Origin of the sequence: Paenibacillus sp. YPG26 (assembly GCF_023704175.1) — a bacterium.
Lineage (GTDB): Bacteria > Bacillota > Bacilli > Paenibacillales > Paenibacillaceae > Fontibacillus.
In genome coordinates this window covers 1465494-1481410 of record NZ_CP084530.1, presented here as the reverse complement: position 1 = coordinate 1481410, position 15917 = coordinate 1465494, and the positions used below count along the sequence as shown (strand labels likewise).

Here is a 15917-nt window from a genome sequence, read left to right as displayed (position 1 = left end):
CCTCTCGTCCCCAAAATTACTTCCTCCTATTATTGTAACAAATTCCCTGCGTCTTTGTCCCTATTTATCGCAATCTACTTCTTGCCTATGTAAAACAAACCGCCGCTGATCCTAAGCAGCGGCGGTTCTTCATGACTATAACAGATCGGCAGCAACCTGCGCCAGCTTGGAACGCTCTCCTTTTTCGAGTGTAATATGGCCGCTGATCCCTTCCTGTTGGAAGCGTTCGACCAAATAAGAGAGTCCATTGCTGACCGAATCCAGATAAGGATGATCAATTTGTTCCGGATCACCCATTAGAACGATCTTGCTGCCTTCTCCAACCCGGGAGACAATGGTCTTCACCTCATGGCGGGATAAATTCTGAGCTTCATCGATGATGATGAATTGCCCAGGAATCGATCTGCCCCGGATATAAGTGAGGGCTTCAACCTGAATGCTCCCGAGTCCCATCAATATTTTATCAATATCGCCGGACTTCTTGGTATCAAAAAGGTACTCCAGGTTATCGTAGATCGGCTGCATCCAAGGCCGCAGCTTCTCGTCCTTCTCTCCTGGAAGGTAACCGATATCTTTTCCCATAGGTACTACAGGACGCGCGATTAACAGCTTTTTATATTTGTGTTCGTCTTCCGTCTTCAGAAGCCCTGCCGCGAGAGCCAGCAGAGTCTTGCCGGTTCCCGCCTTGCCTGTAATGGTAACCAGAGGAATGTCATCGTTCAGCAGAAGCTCAAGTGCCATCCGCTGCTGGGCATTCCGCGCACTGATTCCCCATACCGGTTCATTGCTCATGTATAATGGCTCCAGTTGAGTAACATCTTCGTTCACTTTGAGCAGTGCCGATTTGCCGCTTCCCATCTCATCCTTGAGAATCACAAATTCATGCGGATATAATGAAAAATTAAAGCCGAGCGGCTTAATCTGGAGAGAACGGTGGGTATAGAACTCATCTATGACCGAAGGATGAACTTTAATATTTGAATAGCCTGAATATAGATCGCCTGGTCCCGCCGTCCGGTCAGACAGATAGTCCTGGGTAGTCAATCCCAGCACATCCGCCTTGATCCGCACAAGCACATCTTTGCTAACCAGTACGACAGACCTTGGGCTGGCAGTCTCAAGTTCCTCCAAATGGTAATTTAACGCAACAGCCAGAATGCGATTATCATTCGTTACTTCACCGAACATTTCCTGTACCTTGACAAAGCTTCTATGGTTAAGTTCAACCTTCAGCCTTCCACCCTGGTCAAGTTCAATCCCATTGTGCAGATGTCCCTTCTCCCGGAGCCCATCAAGTAACCGCGATACAACGCGGGCATTTCTACCGATTTCTTCCGGATTCCGTTTCTTGGAATCAATCTCCTCCAGCACAACAGCAGGAATCACTACCTCATGTTCTTCGAAAGCAAAAATCGCATTGGGGTCGTGCAGCAACACATTCGTATCCAGGACAAATATTTTCTTCATAGCTATCCCCTCCACCGCGGTCTTTGCAGCCTTATCATTCACATACATATTTATCTCCGGCCCGGGTAGTCTAACACTACGATAGAGATTACCCGAAAGGAATGAACATTCATGCGAACATGGCTGTGTCTAATATTAACGGCATTACTGCTATCAAGCTGTGGAACTGCAGCTAATAACCATGCATCACCCTCTCCTCAGAGTCAAAAGGGAAGTACACCGCGCATATTAAGCAATGACGAAGCTGGTAGATCAGATCAAGATATAGCGGGACAGAACCAATATAACCAACAGAACCAGCAGGATCAGGAGCAAGGGCAGCCGGGTCAGGAGTCTTTGCAGGCTCATTTGGAGTCCCTTGTCAAGCGGGTTCCCGGAGTCAGAAATGCATCCTGTGTCCTGATCGGAGATACAGCCGTAGTGGGACTCGACGTTGATGCGAACCTGGATCGATCCCGAGTAGGTACCATCAAATACTCTGCAGCAGAAGCGCTGCGCAAGGACCCGCATGGGAAAAACGCGATCGTAACGGCGGATATCGATTTGTCACACCGGATCTCAGATATTAGTCAGAGTGTGCGCCAAGGACATCCTCTATCTGGATTCGGCAACGAACTTTCCGATATTATCGGTCGAATTATTCCGCAAATGCCAAGAGATGTTAACCCGCCTGCTGCCGCACCAGAGCCGGCCGGCAGAGACACAGGAGAACCATCTCAATTACAGAACCATAATCCTTCTGTCCACTCCAAGAAAAAGAGTCAAAAGGCTCCTTCAACCCCTTCGCCATAGATTGTCCCAACTGAACAGAAAAGCCCGGTGAGAGTTCTCACTGGGCTTTTCTACATAGCTGCACACTTGTCCGTACGGCAGGTCTGCAGCACTCTTATTCATTTCAGCCATGCCTACGGCATAAGAAGCCTGATGCGCATAAGCAAGCGCACAGTTCTCTGCCTTATCCTGCTCACCTAAATCAGTCAGTTGATCGATCAGACCTGACGACAGTACCTGGCCAGGAGCCTTGAGTACAACATGTAAGGATTCATATAATTGCGCGACAGCTTCTGACATGCGGCCAGCCTCCCGTACAGTTGAATCGATCTACTTAATTATATTATACCACGAGGCAAAACTTGCATTCAATTGGTAACTGCCTGTGTTGCTGCTCTGCCCGCCATTTCATCCTGAAGGGCTTTCTTGGCTTTAGTGAGCTGGTCATCATTAATATATACATAAGGACTCTTCCACTCACCTGTAACCGGCATGAAGTGCACATTCTCCTTGGATATATTCCAGTACGTGGCAATCATATCCTTAAGCTGCTCAGACTCAAAGTCTGTATCCATGTTCTTACCCACCGCTTCAATGACATCAGCAGCACCCACAACTCCATTGAAAGACTTCGCTTTATCAATTAGAGCATGCAGCACTTCATTCTGACGACGGTTCCGGTCGAAGTCATCCGACCCTTTGGTCTTTGGCTTACAGTTGGACTTACGGTAACGCACATAATCCAGAGCTTCCTTGCCATCCAGATGAGCAGGACCCTTCTTCAGATTAATATCCGTTCCGTCTGCTTTATCCCGGTAGCACATATTCATATCCACGGTCACATCGACACCTTTAAGCGCATCGACGACATCGCGGAAGCCTTGGAAGTTAAGCACGGTCACATAGTCAAGCTCGAGATCGAAGTAATCCCCCATCAGCTTCTTCATCGTATCGCCTGCCTGGACCGGATCTTTCGTCTCAGACAGAATGTTCGGATAGAACGAATTGATCTTGCCTGTTCCATACCCCTTTGCCTTGAAGCGGGTATCACGAGGCAGAGAGACGATCGTTGCGGACTTCGTCTCCGGGTTGAAGGCGATCACCATCATGACGTCTGTCAGATGGGTTCCCGTCTCAGGGCGATAGTCCGTTCCCATAAGCAGCACAGATAACGGCTTCACCTTGGCGGATCTCTCAGCAGGCACGGGATTTGAATTGCCAGCTGTATCAATTACCTGATTGACTTTCCAGTACAGAAAACCGAAATATCCACCAACAACAAGCAGTGCCAGAATGACAAGCGTAAGCAGGAACTTCAGGAAAGCCCTTCCTTTACGCGCCTTCTTCTTGCCGCCCTGAGGGCGACCTGTTTTCTTCTTTTGGCCTCCCTCTCGGGGAGGAAGACCACTGGTTCTAGGATTCATGAATCTTTACACCTTTTTCCTATCAGTTATAGTCTTCCCGCTTTTTCAGCAGGAGGGACCTTATTCTGTTTCTTCTTCTGACGAGCTTCAACAAAGTAGCGGATCCGCACCATGAGCATGAGGCCGACAGCGACCAGCAGGCACTGGATAATCGGAAGCTTGTCGATTTGAAAAACCATCAACATGAAGGAACCCATCGCCATTAACACATAAAGTATCGCTTCTTTCCAGAGCGGCAGCTTCTGCTGCGCACGGAACACCTTATTATACACATAGGCCACCAGTACAAAGATAATCACAAAAGCAATGTACGGATGATGTGAAAGCCAGTCCTGCATGGAACGCCCTCCTCACTAAGCCCTAACAGCTTGTGTGTTACAGATTGGCTTGCGCGTTCTTGCGGTGCTTCTCCGCACGTTCGCGTTCGCTCTTGTTCAAGATCTTCTTACGGATCCGCACAGATTTCGGTGTGATCTCACAAAATTCGTCATCATTAAGATATTCCAGAGCCTGCTCAAGTGACATCAAGCGCGGCGTCTTCATCTTCACGGTTTCTTCTTTGTTCGCAGAACGGATGTTGTTAACCGCTTTTTCTTTGCAAATGTTCACGACAATATCGTTATCACGTGTATGCTCGCCAACGATCATACCCTCGTAAATTTCTGCGCCCGGCTCAACGAACAGAATGCCGCGGTCCTCAATGGACAAGATTCCGTAAAGTGTGGATACGCCATTCTCGCTGGATACGAGCACTCCTTCGTGACGTCCGCCAACTTGACCGCCATGAAGTGGTCCGTAGCTGTCGAATGCATGGTTCATAACCCCGTAGCCACGGGTCAGTGTCAGGAAGTGTGTGCGGTACCCGATCAGGCCGCGTGCCGGAATCAGGAACTCAAGACGAACTTGTCCGCTGCCCGTGTTGATCATGTTCACCATTTCGGCTTTGCGTGAACCGAGACTCTCCATGACAGCGCCCATACTTTCTTCTGGCACGTCGATCATCAGGCGTTCAATCGGTTCCATTTTTGCCCCATCAATTTCTCTGACAATAACTTCAGGTTTGGACACTTGAAGCTCATAGCCTTCCCGGCGCATATTCTCGATAAGAATACCCAGGTGAAGCTCACCACGACCAGATACGACAAATACATCCGGGCTGTCCGTTTCTTCTACACGCAAGCTTACGTCAGTCTCAAGCTCTTTCATCAGACGTTCACGGATCTTACGGGATGTCACCCATTTCCCCTCACGGCCGGCAAATGGACTGTTGTTCACGAGGAACGTCATTTGCAGTGTTGGCTCGTCAATCTTAAGAACAGGAAGAGCTTCCGGATTGTTCGGATCAGCGATCGTCTCACCGATATTAATATCCTTAATACCTGCAATCGCAACGATATCCCCCGCGCCAGCTTCTTCTATCTCTATGCGGCGAAGCCCCTGGAATCCGAACAGCTTCTCGATACGGGCCATCTTCTTGCTTCCATCCCGGGTCATCACTGCGACCTGCTGGCCTTGACTGATAATTCCGCGGTTCACACGGCCAATCGCGATACGTCCAAGATATTCATTGTAATCCATCAAGGTAACCAGGAATTGAAGCGGCTGTTCAACATCCTCGGTTGGTGACGGGATATGCTCAATAATAGTCTCATACAAAGCAAGCATGTTGTCATCTTGCTTCTCGGCATCCAGGCTGGATGTACCGTTCAAGGCAGATGCGTATACGACTGGGAATTCCAGCTGATCATCATTGGCTCCAAGCTCAATGAACAAATCCAGTACTTCATCAATAACTTCAGCTGGACGTGCGGCAGGACGGTCAATCTTGTTCACGACAACGATTGGGGTAAGGTTGGATTCAAGGGCTTTGCGCAGCACGAATTTAGTCTGTGGCATACAGCCTTCATAAGCGTCAACGACAAGCAGAACGCCATCAACCATCTTCATGATACGCTCAACTTCACCACCAAAGTCGGCGTGACCCGGCGTATCCATAATGTTAATCAAATAGTCTTTGTAAGTGATGGCCGTATTCTTGGCCAAAATGGTAATCCCGCGTTCTCTCTCCAAATCATTGGAGTCCATGGCGCGCTCCTGCAAGGCTTCATGCTCCCGGAAAATACCGGATTGTTGAAGAAGCTTATCGACTAGCGTTGTTTTGCCGTGGTCGACGTGGGCAATAATTGCGATGTTACGAATCTGATTTCTAGAATGCATGGTTGTTCTCCATATCCCTTCTGGTTCTATTTAATGTTCTTTCTCCACTGGAAAAAGTTAATCATCAAAATAAGCGCCGGATCTATTAAGGCCGACGCTTGACATATCCCTTATATTATACGCGATATCGCGGATAATTCAAGAACTTCCATTCGATCACCAGCCGCGTCTGCTTTTTCCCCGGGCGACAATTAACCAGACCCCGCCGACAATGAGCAGAAGTGCAAACAGATAGATGATGGAGATCGACAATAGGGTGATACCATAGATCACGACCGTAATTGCCGTAAGAACAACTGCAATCAGGAATACGCCAGCCGGTCTTGGGAACGCAAGCATGTCATATTCGAACAATCCAACCGCGATTCCGAGAATGAACAATGGCCATAGATGGGCGAGCATTCCGGAAGCCGAGAAATTAAGAATGAAGAATAAAATTCCATATACGGTGAGAGTTCCGCCTGGAACGAGCAGAACGGCAGAGCTTCTTCCCGTGAAGAACAGCAGATGAAGAAGAATGCCCGGGACTAGAAATATTAACGGCCAAAGCGTAAAGCCCAGGAAGCTGAATACTCCCCATTTCCCCAGAAGAATAACAATACCCGCCGCTAGAATAAATATCCCGGTAACCAGCTTATTGTTCTCCGACATTCCATCACTCACCTTCCAAAAAAGTACTTATAAAGACAAGCCGCTGCAATAAGCGACATGCTCTTGCTTCTTATTTTAAATGAAAAATACAGAAAATTCCACTCTCCTCCCTTGTCCATTATGCAATATAAGGCAAAAAGACCGGCGGATGCCGGCCTGAATTTAGACAAATATTAAGCTCTGTTCTGATTATATTTCTTGAGCCAGCCCGCCATAACCACAATGCCTGCAAGGAAGACGGGAATGAGGTTGGCCATTGCCGGAATACTGGACACGAGCAGGGATCCCACTTTAGGGTCATGAAGCAGCATTTTCCCGGCTGTATACGCAAGAATTCCTGCACCTAAATAGACCAGCAGCGGATATCTGCGCAGCCAATCGGCAATCAGATTACTTCCCCATACTACGATGGGAATGCTGAGCGCAATTCCGATAACGAGGATGGACAAGTCCCCGTTCGCAAGCGCAGCAATAGCTAGAACATTATCTAAGCTCATGATGAAATCAGCCGCAAGGATCGTCTGGATTGACTTCCAGAGTGTGGTCGCTCCTCGCACCGAGGATTCATCCTCATGCTCAAGCAGCAGCTTGAAGGCTATGTAGAGCAGCATAATGCCGCCAATCCCTTGAATAAGGGGGATTTGAAGCAGTATAACAGCAACCCAGGTCAAAATAATTCTAAGCAGCACGGCTCCCAGAGCGCCTAGCCACACGGCTTGCTTCCTTTGATTCAGCGGCAGATTCTTGCTTGCAAGTGCAATAACAACGGCGTTATCGCCGCTTAACACCAGGTTAATCATAAGTATTTCTCCCAGCAGCACCAGCGATTCCACGGACATCCCTCCCTTACTTACTTATGCATGGAGCAGCCAAGCTATTCCTTAGGTACACTAAGGGATTGGATGTTATTTTATCACCTCATGCGAATAGGACTTGCCAAATGCAACGTTTTGGTTAATTAATACGTATATACACACCGAAGGAAGTGACCTAAGTTGGAAATGTTCAGCGCAGCGTTTTTTGTCTCATTGATTAACATCATTTTTATCGATTTGATTCTGGCAGGGGATAATGCCATTGTCATCGGGATGGCCGCAAGAAGGCTACCGCCTCCTGTGCAGAAGAAAGCTATTTTCTATGGAACTGCCGGTGCAGTTCTGCTCCGGATACTTGCAACCCTGGTTGTAGTATGGCTGCTGAATATCCCTTGGCTCCTGGCCATTGGCGGAGCGCTTCTGATCTATATCTCGTACAAAGTGCTGACCGATGATGGAGACCATGACTCAATCAAAGCCGAAAGCTCTCTTTGGCCCGCTGTTCGTACCATTGTTATAGCAGATGCGGCCATGGGACTCGACAATGTCATTGCGGTGGCTGGCGCTTCAGGACAGCATATGATTCTGGTAGTCATTGGACTCCTGATCAGTGTGCCGATTGTCGTGTGGGGCAGTACACTATTCATTAAGCTGCTTAATTCCTTTCCCTGGATCGCTTATGTAGGCGCAGCCGTTCTTGCTTATACTGCGTCTCATATGATTACGACTGAGCCCAAGCTAGCTGCTCTATTTGGGGACAAGCCTGTGTTAAGCCTTGTCTTCATCATTGCCGTTGTTGCAGCTGTGCTTCTCCTAGGACATCTCAAGAAGAAGCAGAATCAGCGTGAGGGCGGGAAGAAGAATCACCCGGATCCTGCAACCCACTCTTGAGAATCCGGCAGCACAAAGAAAAAGGAGCTCCCCTTTGCGGAAAGCTCCTTTTCTTTGTATCTAGAACCAATCTGCCTTTATTACTTCATCAGCTTCATCAAATACTGGCTGTACACCTGGACGAAGCACCATCGTTTTTGTTCCCGCAATCGCAGTCTCTATCTCCTGAGTAAGCTCAGGTGAAGTCGCTTCGATCTTCTGTATGATTCTGAGATTCGGATTTGTCGATGGCGACTTCGGAACAAATAGGCTGCAGCAGTCCTCATAAGGCAGAATGGATAAGTCATAAGTTCCAATCTCCTTGGAGAGCTGTATAATATCAGGCTTGTCCATCATAATTAGAGGCCTCAGCAAAGGAAGCTCCGTGGCCCTGCCAATCACATTCATGCTGGGCAGAGTCTGACTCGCCACCTGTCCGAGGCTATCGCCTGTGACCAGAGCAAGGGCTCCACTTTGCTCCGCCAACGCGGAAGCAATTCTCAGCATCGCTCTCCGCATTAACGTAATCATCAGACTATCCTGCTTCGCCTTGGTCAGCAGGGTCTGTACTTCTGTAAATGGAACCAAATGCAGCTTGACCTCACCGGAGTAAGCAGACAAGGTATGGGCCAAGCGAATGACCTTCTCCTCAGCCTTCTTGCTTGTGAATGGATAGCTGTGGAAATGGACACATTCAATCTCAAGCCCTCTGCGCATAGCGGACCATCCAGCTACCGGACTGTCAATGCCACCTGATAACAAGAGCATCGCTTTGCCGTTCGTGCCAAGTGGATACCCACCGGCCCCAGGGATAACCTCACTGAAGAGATACGTCTGATCCTCCCGGATCTCGACCCTAAGCTCAATCTGTGGATGATGAACATCCACCTTGAGTGAAGCAAGCTCCCGCAGGATCGGGCCGCTTACCAATCTATTCACCTCATGTGAGGAGTGGGGAAAGTCCTTCCAGACTCTCCGGGCGTTGACTTTGAAAGTTGTACCTTCTGGGAAGGACTGCTGGCTCATATAGGATACGGCCGCCTGAAGGATGTTCGTTAGGTCAGAGGCTACGGCAATTACCGGACTAATGGATGCAATGCCGAATACCTTCTTAAGCTCCCGAATAAGCGCAGAAGCGGATTCTCCGCCAAGTATAATATAGAATCTCCCATATTCCTTGCGGACCGAAGCCCGGGGGAAAGACTCGAGTATAGTCTGTACGTGAGCCAAGGCGGCTTTCTCGAACCGCTTGCGGTTCTTGCCTTTAATGGCCATTTCGCCAAAACGCATGAGTAATAAATCATAAGTCATCATTGATAATTAAAGTCCACCTTTCAAATGACGAAGCCTGTTCACCGCTTTATTCAAAGAGATGAGCAGCAAATCAATATGGTCCCCGTTATGCTCTTCACCAAGACTAACCCGAATTCCGCTTGCAGCCGCAGCCTTCCCGGCTCCCATGGCTAGAAGAACACGGCTGGGCTCTGCCGCTTTGGATGAACAGGCCGATTTCGTGGACACCATAAAGCCATCTTCCTCCAGCATATGAAGCAGCGCTTCGGCTTTCATCCCCGGAACGGAAAAGCTAATGATATGCGGGGCTCCGCCAGTTGGCGCTGAATTCAGGGATACCTCTGGAATACGGGCTATTCCTTCAATGAACCGATTGCGAAGAGCTCGCAGCTGATCCGATCTGGATTGCACGCCTTCGCCCGCAAGGCGAACCGCCTTCGCCATCCCTACCAGGCCCGGCACATTCTCGGTACCCGAGCGCAGCCCTCTCTCCTGCCCGCCGCCTGCCAGCAGCGGGAATAGCGACACGCCTTCCCGCACATATAAGAGGCCCGTGCCCTTGGGACCCCTGATCTTGTGCGCAGACAGGCTGTACATATCGATCCCGCTCTCCTTTAGAGATAAGGGAACCTTTCCATATCCCTGAACGCCATCCACGTGCAGCAGCACTTTAGGATGTTCGGCTTTAAGGCGGAGGCCTATATCCTCAATTGGCTGGATACTGCCTATCTCATTGTTCACGTGCATGATCGAGACCAGGATGGTCTCCGGCCGTACCGCATCCATAACTTGCTCCGCGTCCACAGTACCCTCCCCATTAACAGGCAGAAAGGTCATTTCAAAGCCCAATAGCTGAAGCTGCTTGGCACATTCATATACGGAAGGATGCTCAATCTCGGTGGTAATAATGTGATTACCCCTGCTTTTATATTGTAATGCCGCTCCCTTGAGCGCCAGGTTATTGCTCTCTGTTGCTCCTGACGTAAAAATAATCTCGGCGCTCTCAACGCCAAGTGAAGCCGCGCAGACTTCCCGTGATCTCCTCAGCAATTTATCGCTGTCTTCTCCCAGGCGATGAAGCGATGACGGGTTGCCATAATGCCTTGCCATCACTTCATTCACAGTCCGGATCACTTCATCGCTTGGCGGGGTTGTTGCGGCGTGGTCAAAGTAATACATCTACATTCCCCTCCTCATCCCATTGTAACAGATTTGCCGTCAGCGCTGAAAAGCGGCAAAAAAGCGCCCCGCTTAAGCGGAACGCTCCAACATGATTTTCTTAAACCTCGTACTTGGCACGGGCCCGGTCGATTTTGGTTACATATTTCTGTGTCTCCACAGGGAGTAGGTGAAGCTTCTCCATCAGTTCCTTATCATTGGAGATGCCCAGCTTCCTCAAGGTGCCAGGTCCCGCATTATAAGCGGCCATGGCCGTGCTTAAATTGCCGTCATAGCGTTTGAGCTGATAAGAAATATATTTGGTGCCTCCATCGATATTCTGGGCCGGATCAAAGGAATTGCTGACTCCCAGCCCCCGGGCTGTGCCGTCCATTAATTGCATTAAGCCCTTGGCTCCCGCGGAGGAAACTGAATTGGGATTGAAGGAGGATTCAGTATCAATAACTGCCTTGATCAAGGACTCAGGCACCCCATAATCCCGGCTCGCCTTGCTGATCAGGTCATTGTAATCCGTCGGTCTGGATTTGTGATCCGCACTATGGTCCCGCGTAAGCACGGGTGCAGGCTGCACTCCATGGCTGGAGTCCGCCGAGACTGAAGATACGTCTGTAGTTCCTTCTGTATTTGCTTGTATAAGCTGCCAAAGCTGGCCATTGACATTAATGGTCTGTCCCAGACTCACAGCCGAGGAATATTCATTCTCCGAAGCCGAGGCTGAATCGGACTGCATAAGCTGCTGAAGCACCATATTAAAAGCGGAGTTGCTTCCGCCTGTAGATGTAGTATTCTGAAGGGCAGTACCCTGTAAATCGATTCCGCTCATAAGCTGAAATTCAATCAGCTGCTTGGCGGTACGCGGATCTATTTGCATGTAAAGTAGCTCCTCTTCTGTGTCCAAGTCGTACTTTTGTTATTGTACACGCCTGTTAGGATGATAACCAGTAGTTTGGCGAAAAAAACAGGCCCTGTCCTTTATATCGGACAGGGCCTGTTAAATATTGAGAGTAACAATGATTTCTTTAGCGTGTGAATGGAATCAGCACGAAATAACTAAGTGTAGCGATGATGCCGAGTCCTGCAGCCCAGGCGCCAGAAGTTCTTTTCCCCTGGCTGTAGGCGTAGAACCCCAGAATAGCGGCAATCGGCCCCAGGATGATGGACCATATGAAGAGCGAGGCGATCCCCAGCGCTACACCCACGTATCCCGCAGTCTGTCCGGATGTGGATTCTGTTGATGACCCTGTAGTGTTCTCACCTTGCCCAGTCCGTGCTCCTGTGTAAGATACACCTGGCGTCACTTCTGAGGCATACTCCTCTTGATAAGTTCTGCGCGGATAATCCACACGGCTGTTGAATTGGCCGGTTGTCCCATATCTGGATGATGTGGATTGCGACGACGGTGCTGATGATACTGCCGATGTGGACTGCGAAGAATCTGTTGATGATGCCGATCTGGATGGCGTTGAATGCGTTGAAGATACTGATGATGTTGAGTGCGTTGAATTCGTTGACGGCACTGATGATGTTGATGATGTTGATGTTGTCGGTGTTGATGATGTCAAGGATGTTGACTGCTGATCATCTTGGATGTCTCTTGGATATTCGCTCATCGTGTACACCTCCGCTTGAAATGGTCAGTCTAGGATGACTTCGACTTTGGCTTGAACGTGTGGCAGCAGGTAGACGCGGAGGAACGGGCAGCATCCTGATGCTCTGAGTCGAACGACTCCCCTGCATATTCCTCGCGGTAGCTTGCAGCCGCATGCTGGTCAATATCAATCATGATCAAGTCGGCTTTGCAGATGTTTTTCTCACCCCAATAATGACAGTTGGAGACACTGCATTTCACTATGGGCTTCTCGCCATTTGGCATGTTTATCACCTCAAGTACATTTTCTCCCCAGGGCCAGTCCCCTATACAGAACGCCATCTGTCAATTCAAAGCAAAAAAAAGATACCATGAACAGGTATCTTCGGGTCACTGCGTATTTATAATTCTGTCCCCTAAGCATTCGCTTTCTGCATACGGCGTTGGGTCAGATAATCACTTTCATAAAATGTGAGTTCATCACGGAGATCTTCATATACTTTGGTTACATCCAGAATAATGTCACGTGCAGCGCGAACTGGCTTTTTGCGGAAACGAATTGCATCTTGTCCGGTATAAGCATAACGTCCATCTTCAGAGTAACTTTCGTTCTTTGGATAGAAAAAACTGTTCACAGCATCATGGTATACGCTGTACAGCACCTTCTCTGCGGCTTCTTTGTCGAAGTTAGCCCGCCGAAGCACAACACCCAATTTCTCATACACAGCTTCTGAATTAACCAGAAGATGACGCAGGTCCGTCAAGAATCCTTTGGAGAAATGAACTGATTCCTCATCTTGTTCAGGAGCGAGCTGTATAAGTGAATATTCGTTCAAAAACTGTTCCAGCTTAGGAATGGCAATCATTAGCTTCTCTTTGGCGGATTCGCATAATTGTTGGACATTGGTTTCAGGCATAAAACTGTTCTCCTTCCGTTCTGTCAAGCAAGAGCAATAGGTACAGCGGACACAGCATGAGTCACTGTATTCTAAATTATAGTATCACAAAACCATTGAAAGCGGTATCCTTTCTTGTCCCGGATCACTTGAATTTTCATGGATTTCCATCATTTTCACCTGAATACACGTACCTGCACCCGGTATAAAAAAAGGGGCCGTTTCTAACGCTATAGCTACATATATCCGGTGGTACATTTATGTCATTTAAGGAGGACTTTCTAAACCATGTCAACACGCAAATGGATAGCTGCGGGCTTAGCAGCAACCGCTGCTATTTTTGCCGTAACCATGTTCCTAGCCAAAACTCCCGTACGCAATGAGGCAAGACCATCAGAATCCATTGGCCCTCGTCAGGAACAACAGCTAAAGCAGCTTCTGCTCCACAGAGATATGGCCGCTACAGACCGCCTTGTCCGCCATGATGCCAGGCAGCACCTTAAAGTGCTGCGTCACAAGCTGGAGCAGGCTCCTGAGCATATGAACAGTGCGTACATCCGCAAGCTTCAGGACGATCACCAGCACCTTTTGTCACTCATTTGGATTGACAGCAGCCATGAACAGGAATTCCGGCACCCTGCCTTTACACCGGGGAGCAAGGAGGATCAGCTGGCCAAGTCCTATTTTCAGTTAGCCAAAAGATCCCTGAACCGGAATCAGCCCTATGAATCGCCCGGATTTCCAGCCGGAGACCCCAAGTATTTTGTAGCTGGTGAACCTGCCAAGAAAGGGGAGCAGGGAGTTATCGCCCTCTTCAGCCTCGATATTCTGGGGAAAGTGAAGAACCACCAGCACAAAAATCTCAGGCTGATTCCGTACCCCAAAGAAGGCCGGTACAAGATGGAATCCTTCCACCCGGATACGCTAATGGATACAACCGTCAAAACCGGACAGGACAACGAAAATGCAAGCCATTATTACGAGAATGAGGTTGTGGTCACATTTCACAAGCCTCCTACACGGGCTGCATTGAAGCAGATTCGCAAGGACCTGAACAGCATTATCCCGTATCAAAAAATCAACAATACTTACATTTTTCACGCCAGCGGAAAAAGCATGAGCCAGCTTCAAGCTTATTTCCATTCCAAATGGAATCCTAAATTTGTGGAGCCGCATTATCTATATTTGACCAATGAGACTGCTCCCCAGGATGGAACCTTGGAGGAGACTACGGAGGCTCCTAACGATCTCCTCTACTCCGAATATCAATGGAATCTGCCCATCATTGAGACCACAAGGGGGTGGAAGCTGACGAAAGGCAAGAGTGATGTCGTTGTTGCTGTAGTGGATACCGGAGTTGATCTCGATCACCCGGATTTGAAGGGACGCCTTCTTCCCGGTTATAATACTATCTCCCCAAGCAGCAAGCCGATGGATGATGTCGGTCACGGTACACATGTAGCCGGAATCATATCCGCTCAGGTTAATAACAACGAGGGAATTGCCGGAATGACCTGGGGGAACAAGGTCCTTCCTGTCAAAGCGCTGGATTCTTCGGGTTCAGGCACAACCTATTCCGTTGCTCAAGGGATCATCTGGGCGGCTGATCATGGAGCCAAAGTCATTAACCTGAGCCTAGGCAACTACGCGGATGCGCAGTTCCTGCACGATGCCATCAAGTATGCCTATAACAAGGATGTCGTAATTATCGCTGCAACGGGGAATGACAACACCGAGAGGCCGGGTTACCCCGCAGCTTATCCGGAGGTTCTGTCCGTGTCAGCCACCGACTCGAATATGAATAAAGCTTCGTTCTCCAATTATGGCAATTACATTGAAGTCATGGCTCCGGGTGAAAGCATTGCGAGCACCTATCCACATAACCAATATGCGGCACTCTCCGGCACATCCATGGCGAGCCCCCATGTCGCGGCCTTGGCAGCATTAGTCCGCTCCATCAATCCGGATCTGCGGAATACAGAGGTTATGGATATCATTCGCAAGAACGTCATTGATCTTGGGGAGACCGGCCGGGACAAATATTATGGCTTCGGCCAGATCGATGTTCTCGCTGCGCTGCAGGCAGCGGGCGGCGGCATGTCTCCGCTTCAGCTGTGGCCGCAGCACATCCAGGATGAGATCAACAAGCTTAAGCAGCGAAGAGTCCAGCCCTAACCACACAAAGAAGCCCCGATCCACGAGCAAATCATCATTGATCTGCTAATGGATCGGGGCTTCTTGTTAGTTGAGGAAAGTTAGACGTAAGCCGGGTTCTGTGCTCTTTGGTGGTACGTACGGGAACTACCCTCCCACTACAAGCGACAATCATCTATCTAGGCCATACATTGCTGCACAGCTCAAGCGACCAACCTAGACGCGCCTCGGGCAAAGGCTGTCCCCCAGAAGGGGACTGCGTCCCATTAGGTCTTGCTCCAGATGGGGTTTACCAGGAACGAAGTCACCAACGCTCCTCGGGGTCTCTTACACCTCGGTTCCATCCTTGCCTGATCCGTCCCCTAGAGAACGGCCATCGGCGGTCCATTTCTGTGGCACTATCCTTCGGCTCGCGCCGACTGGACGTTATCCAGCATCCTGCCCTGTGGAGCCCGGACTTTCCTCCCGCAAGACGAGCTTGCCGGCGATTGTCTGTCGAACTTTCCATGACTTGATCTAGTATACAGGCATTTCACGACCCGCACAACCCTAAAAAACAGGTTCCATTAGCGCATAATGCCAATTTCCCTAC

The 15917-nt window shown here is 49.3% G+C and carries 17 protein-coding genes and 1 other RNA gene; 4 read left to right on the top strand and 14 right to left on the bottom strand.

Annotated elements, in window-relative coordinates:
* Positions 1 to 135 precede the first annotated feature (135 nt).
* Positions 136 to 1467 (bottom strand): PhoH family protein, encoded by a 1332-nt coding sequence (locus tag LDO05_RS06815; protein WP_251378109.1) that lies wholly within the window; start codon positions 1465 to 1467, stop codon positions 136 to 138.
* Positions 1468 to 1578: 111 nt separating this feature from the next.
* Here LDO05_RS06815 and LDO05_RS06810 point away from each other — a divergent pair, with 111 nt between their 5' ends.
* Entirely contained in the window at positions 1579 to 2259 is a 681-nt protein-coding gene (locus LDO05_RS06810; RefSeq protein WP_251378108.1) for a YhcN/YlaJ family sporulation lipoprotein, read from the top strand.
* On the opposite strand, the gene LDO05_RS06805 is transcribed toward LDO05_RS06810, so the two are convergent.
* The 6 genes from LDO05_RS06805 to LDO05_RS06780 form a co-directional block, all read right to left on the bottom strand.
* Positions 2242 to 2538: a hypothetical protein gene (locus LDO05_RS06805; RefSeq protein WP_251378107.1), complete on the bottom strand. Its 297-nt coding sequence runs from the start codon at positions 2536 to 2538 to the stop codon at positions 2242 to 2244. The two genes, LDO05_RS06810 and LDO05_RS06805, sit on opposite strands and share 18 nt — an antisense overlap.
* Positions 2539 to 2606: 68 nt before the next feature.
* Positions 2607 to 3662: an LCP family protein gene (locus LDO05_RS06800; protein ID WP_251378106.1), complete on the bottom strand. Its 1056-nt coding sequence runs from the start codon at positions 3660 to 3662 to the stop codon at positions 2607 to 2609.
* Positions 3663 to 3688: 26 nt separating this feature from the next.
* Positions 3689 to 4000: a YlaH-like family protein gene (locus tag LDO05_RS06795; protein ID WP_251378105.1), complete on the bottom strand. Its 312-nt coding sequence runs from the start codon at positions 3998 to 4000 to the stop codon at positions 3689 to 3691.
* A gap of 37 nt (positions 4001 to 4037) precedes the next feature.
* Complete coding sequence (typA, locus tag LDO05_RS06790; protein WP_251378104.1) at positions 4038 to 5879, bottom strand: translational GTPase TypA; 1842 nt, start codon at positions 5877 to 5879, stop codon at positions 4038 to 4040.
* Positions 5880 to 6035: 156 nt separating this feature from the next.
* Positions 6036 to 6530, bottom strand: a complete 495-nt coding sequence (locus tag LDO05_RS06785) for a hypothetical protein (RefSeq protein WP_251378103.1) — start codon at positions 6528 to 6530, stop codon at positions 6036 to 6038.
* Positions 6531 to 6703: 173 nt separating this feature from the next.
* On the bottom strand, positions 6704 to 7363 hold the full coding sequence (locus LDO05_RS06780; protein ID WP_251378101.1) for a TerC family protein: 660 nt from the start codon (positions 7361 to 7363) through the stop codon (positions 6704 to 6706).
* 168 nt (positions 7364 to 7531) lie between these two features.
* Between LDO05_RS06780 and LDO05_RS06775 the strand changes: the two genes are divergently transcribed.
* A complete protein-coding gene (locus LDO05_RS06775; RefSeq protein WP_481857050.1) occupies positions 7532 to 8236 on the top strand; it encodes a TerC family protein in 705 nt (234 codons plus the stop codon).
* Positions 8237 to 8296: 60 nt separating this feature from the next.
* On the opposite strand, the gene thiI is transcribed toward LDO05_RS06775, so the two are convergent.
* The 4 genes from thiI to LDO05_RS06755 all read right to left on the bottom strand — a co-directional run bounded on the left by thiI (position 8297) and on the right by LDO05_RS06755 (position 12030).
* Entirely contained in the window at positions 8297 to 9526 is a 1230-nt protein-coding gene (gene thiI, locus LDO05_RS06770) for a tRNA uracil 4-sulfurtransferase ThiI (protein WP_251378637.1), read from the bottom strand.
* Between the two features lie 9 nt (positions 9527 to 9535).
* The gene (locus LDO05_RS06765) at positions 9536 to 10687 is read right to left on the bottom strand and encodes a cysteine desulfurase family protein (RefSeq protein WP_251378099.1); all 1152 of its coding nucleotides are present in this window, start codon (positions 10685 to 10687) and stop codon (positions 9536 to 9538) included.
* Between the two features lie 100 nt (positions 10688 to 10787).
* The gene (locus LDO05_RS06760; RefSeq protein WP_251378098.1) at positions 10788 to 11558 is read right to left on the bottom strand and encodes a lytic transglycosylase domain-containing protein; all 771 of its coding nucleotides are present in this window, start codon (positions 11556 to 11558) and stop codon (positions 10788 to 10790) included.
* Positions 11559 to 11706: 148 nt separating this feature from the next.
* Positions 11707 to 12030, bottom strand: a complete 324-nt coding sequence (locus LDO05_RS06755) for a hypothetical protein (RefSeq protein WP_251378096.1) — start codon at positions 12028 to 12030, stop codon at positions 11707 to 11709.
* 7 nt (positions 12031 to 12037) lie between these two features.
* Here LDO05_RS06755 and LDO05_RS06750 point away from each other — a divergent pair, with 7 nt between their 5' ends.
* A complete protein-coding gene (locus tag LDO05_RS06750; protein WP_251378095.1) occupies positions 12038 to 12265 on the top strand; it encodes a hypothetical protein in 228 nt (75 codons plus the stop codon).
* 61 nt (positions 12266 to 12326) lie between these two features.
* Here LDO05_RS06750 and LDO05_RS06745 read toward each other — a convergent pair whose 3' ends face one another.
* Together LDO05_RS06745 and LDO05_RS06740 are read right to left on the bottom strand one after the other, a co-directional pair.
* Positions 12327 to 12560: a DUF1540 domain-containing protein gene (locus LDO05_RS06745; protein WP_251378094.1), complete on the bottom strand. Its 234-nt coding sequence runs from the start codon at positions 12558 to 12560 to the stop codon at positions 12327 to 12329.
* A 131-nt stretch (positions 12561 to 12691) separates the two neighbouring features.
* Positions 12692 to 13192, bottom strand: coding sequence for a DUF3907 family protein (locus LDO05_RS06740; RefSeq protein ID WP_251378093.1), 501 nt, complete (start codon positions 13190 to 13192; stop codon positions 12692 to 12694).
* A 267-nt stretch (positions 13193 to 13459) separates the two neighbouring features.
* On the opposite strand from LDO05_RS06740, the gene LDO05_RS06735 reads away from it, so the two are divergent.
* Positions 13460 to 15346, top strand: coding sequence for a S8 family peptidase (locus LDO05_RS06735; RefSeq protein WP_251378092.1), 1887 nt, complete (start codon positions 13460 to 13462; stop codon positions 15344 to 15346).
* Positions 15347 to 15418: 72 nt separating this feature from the next.
* Here the strand turns inward: LDO05_RS06735 and rnpB are convergent.
* An RNA gene (rnpB, locus tag LDO05_RS06730) (RNase P RNA component class A) lies at positions 15419 to 15829 on the bottom strand.
* Positions 15830 to 15917 lie beyond the last annotated feature (88 nt).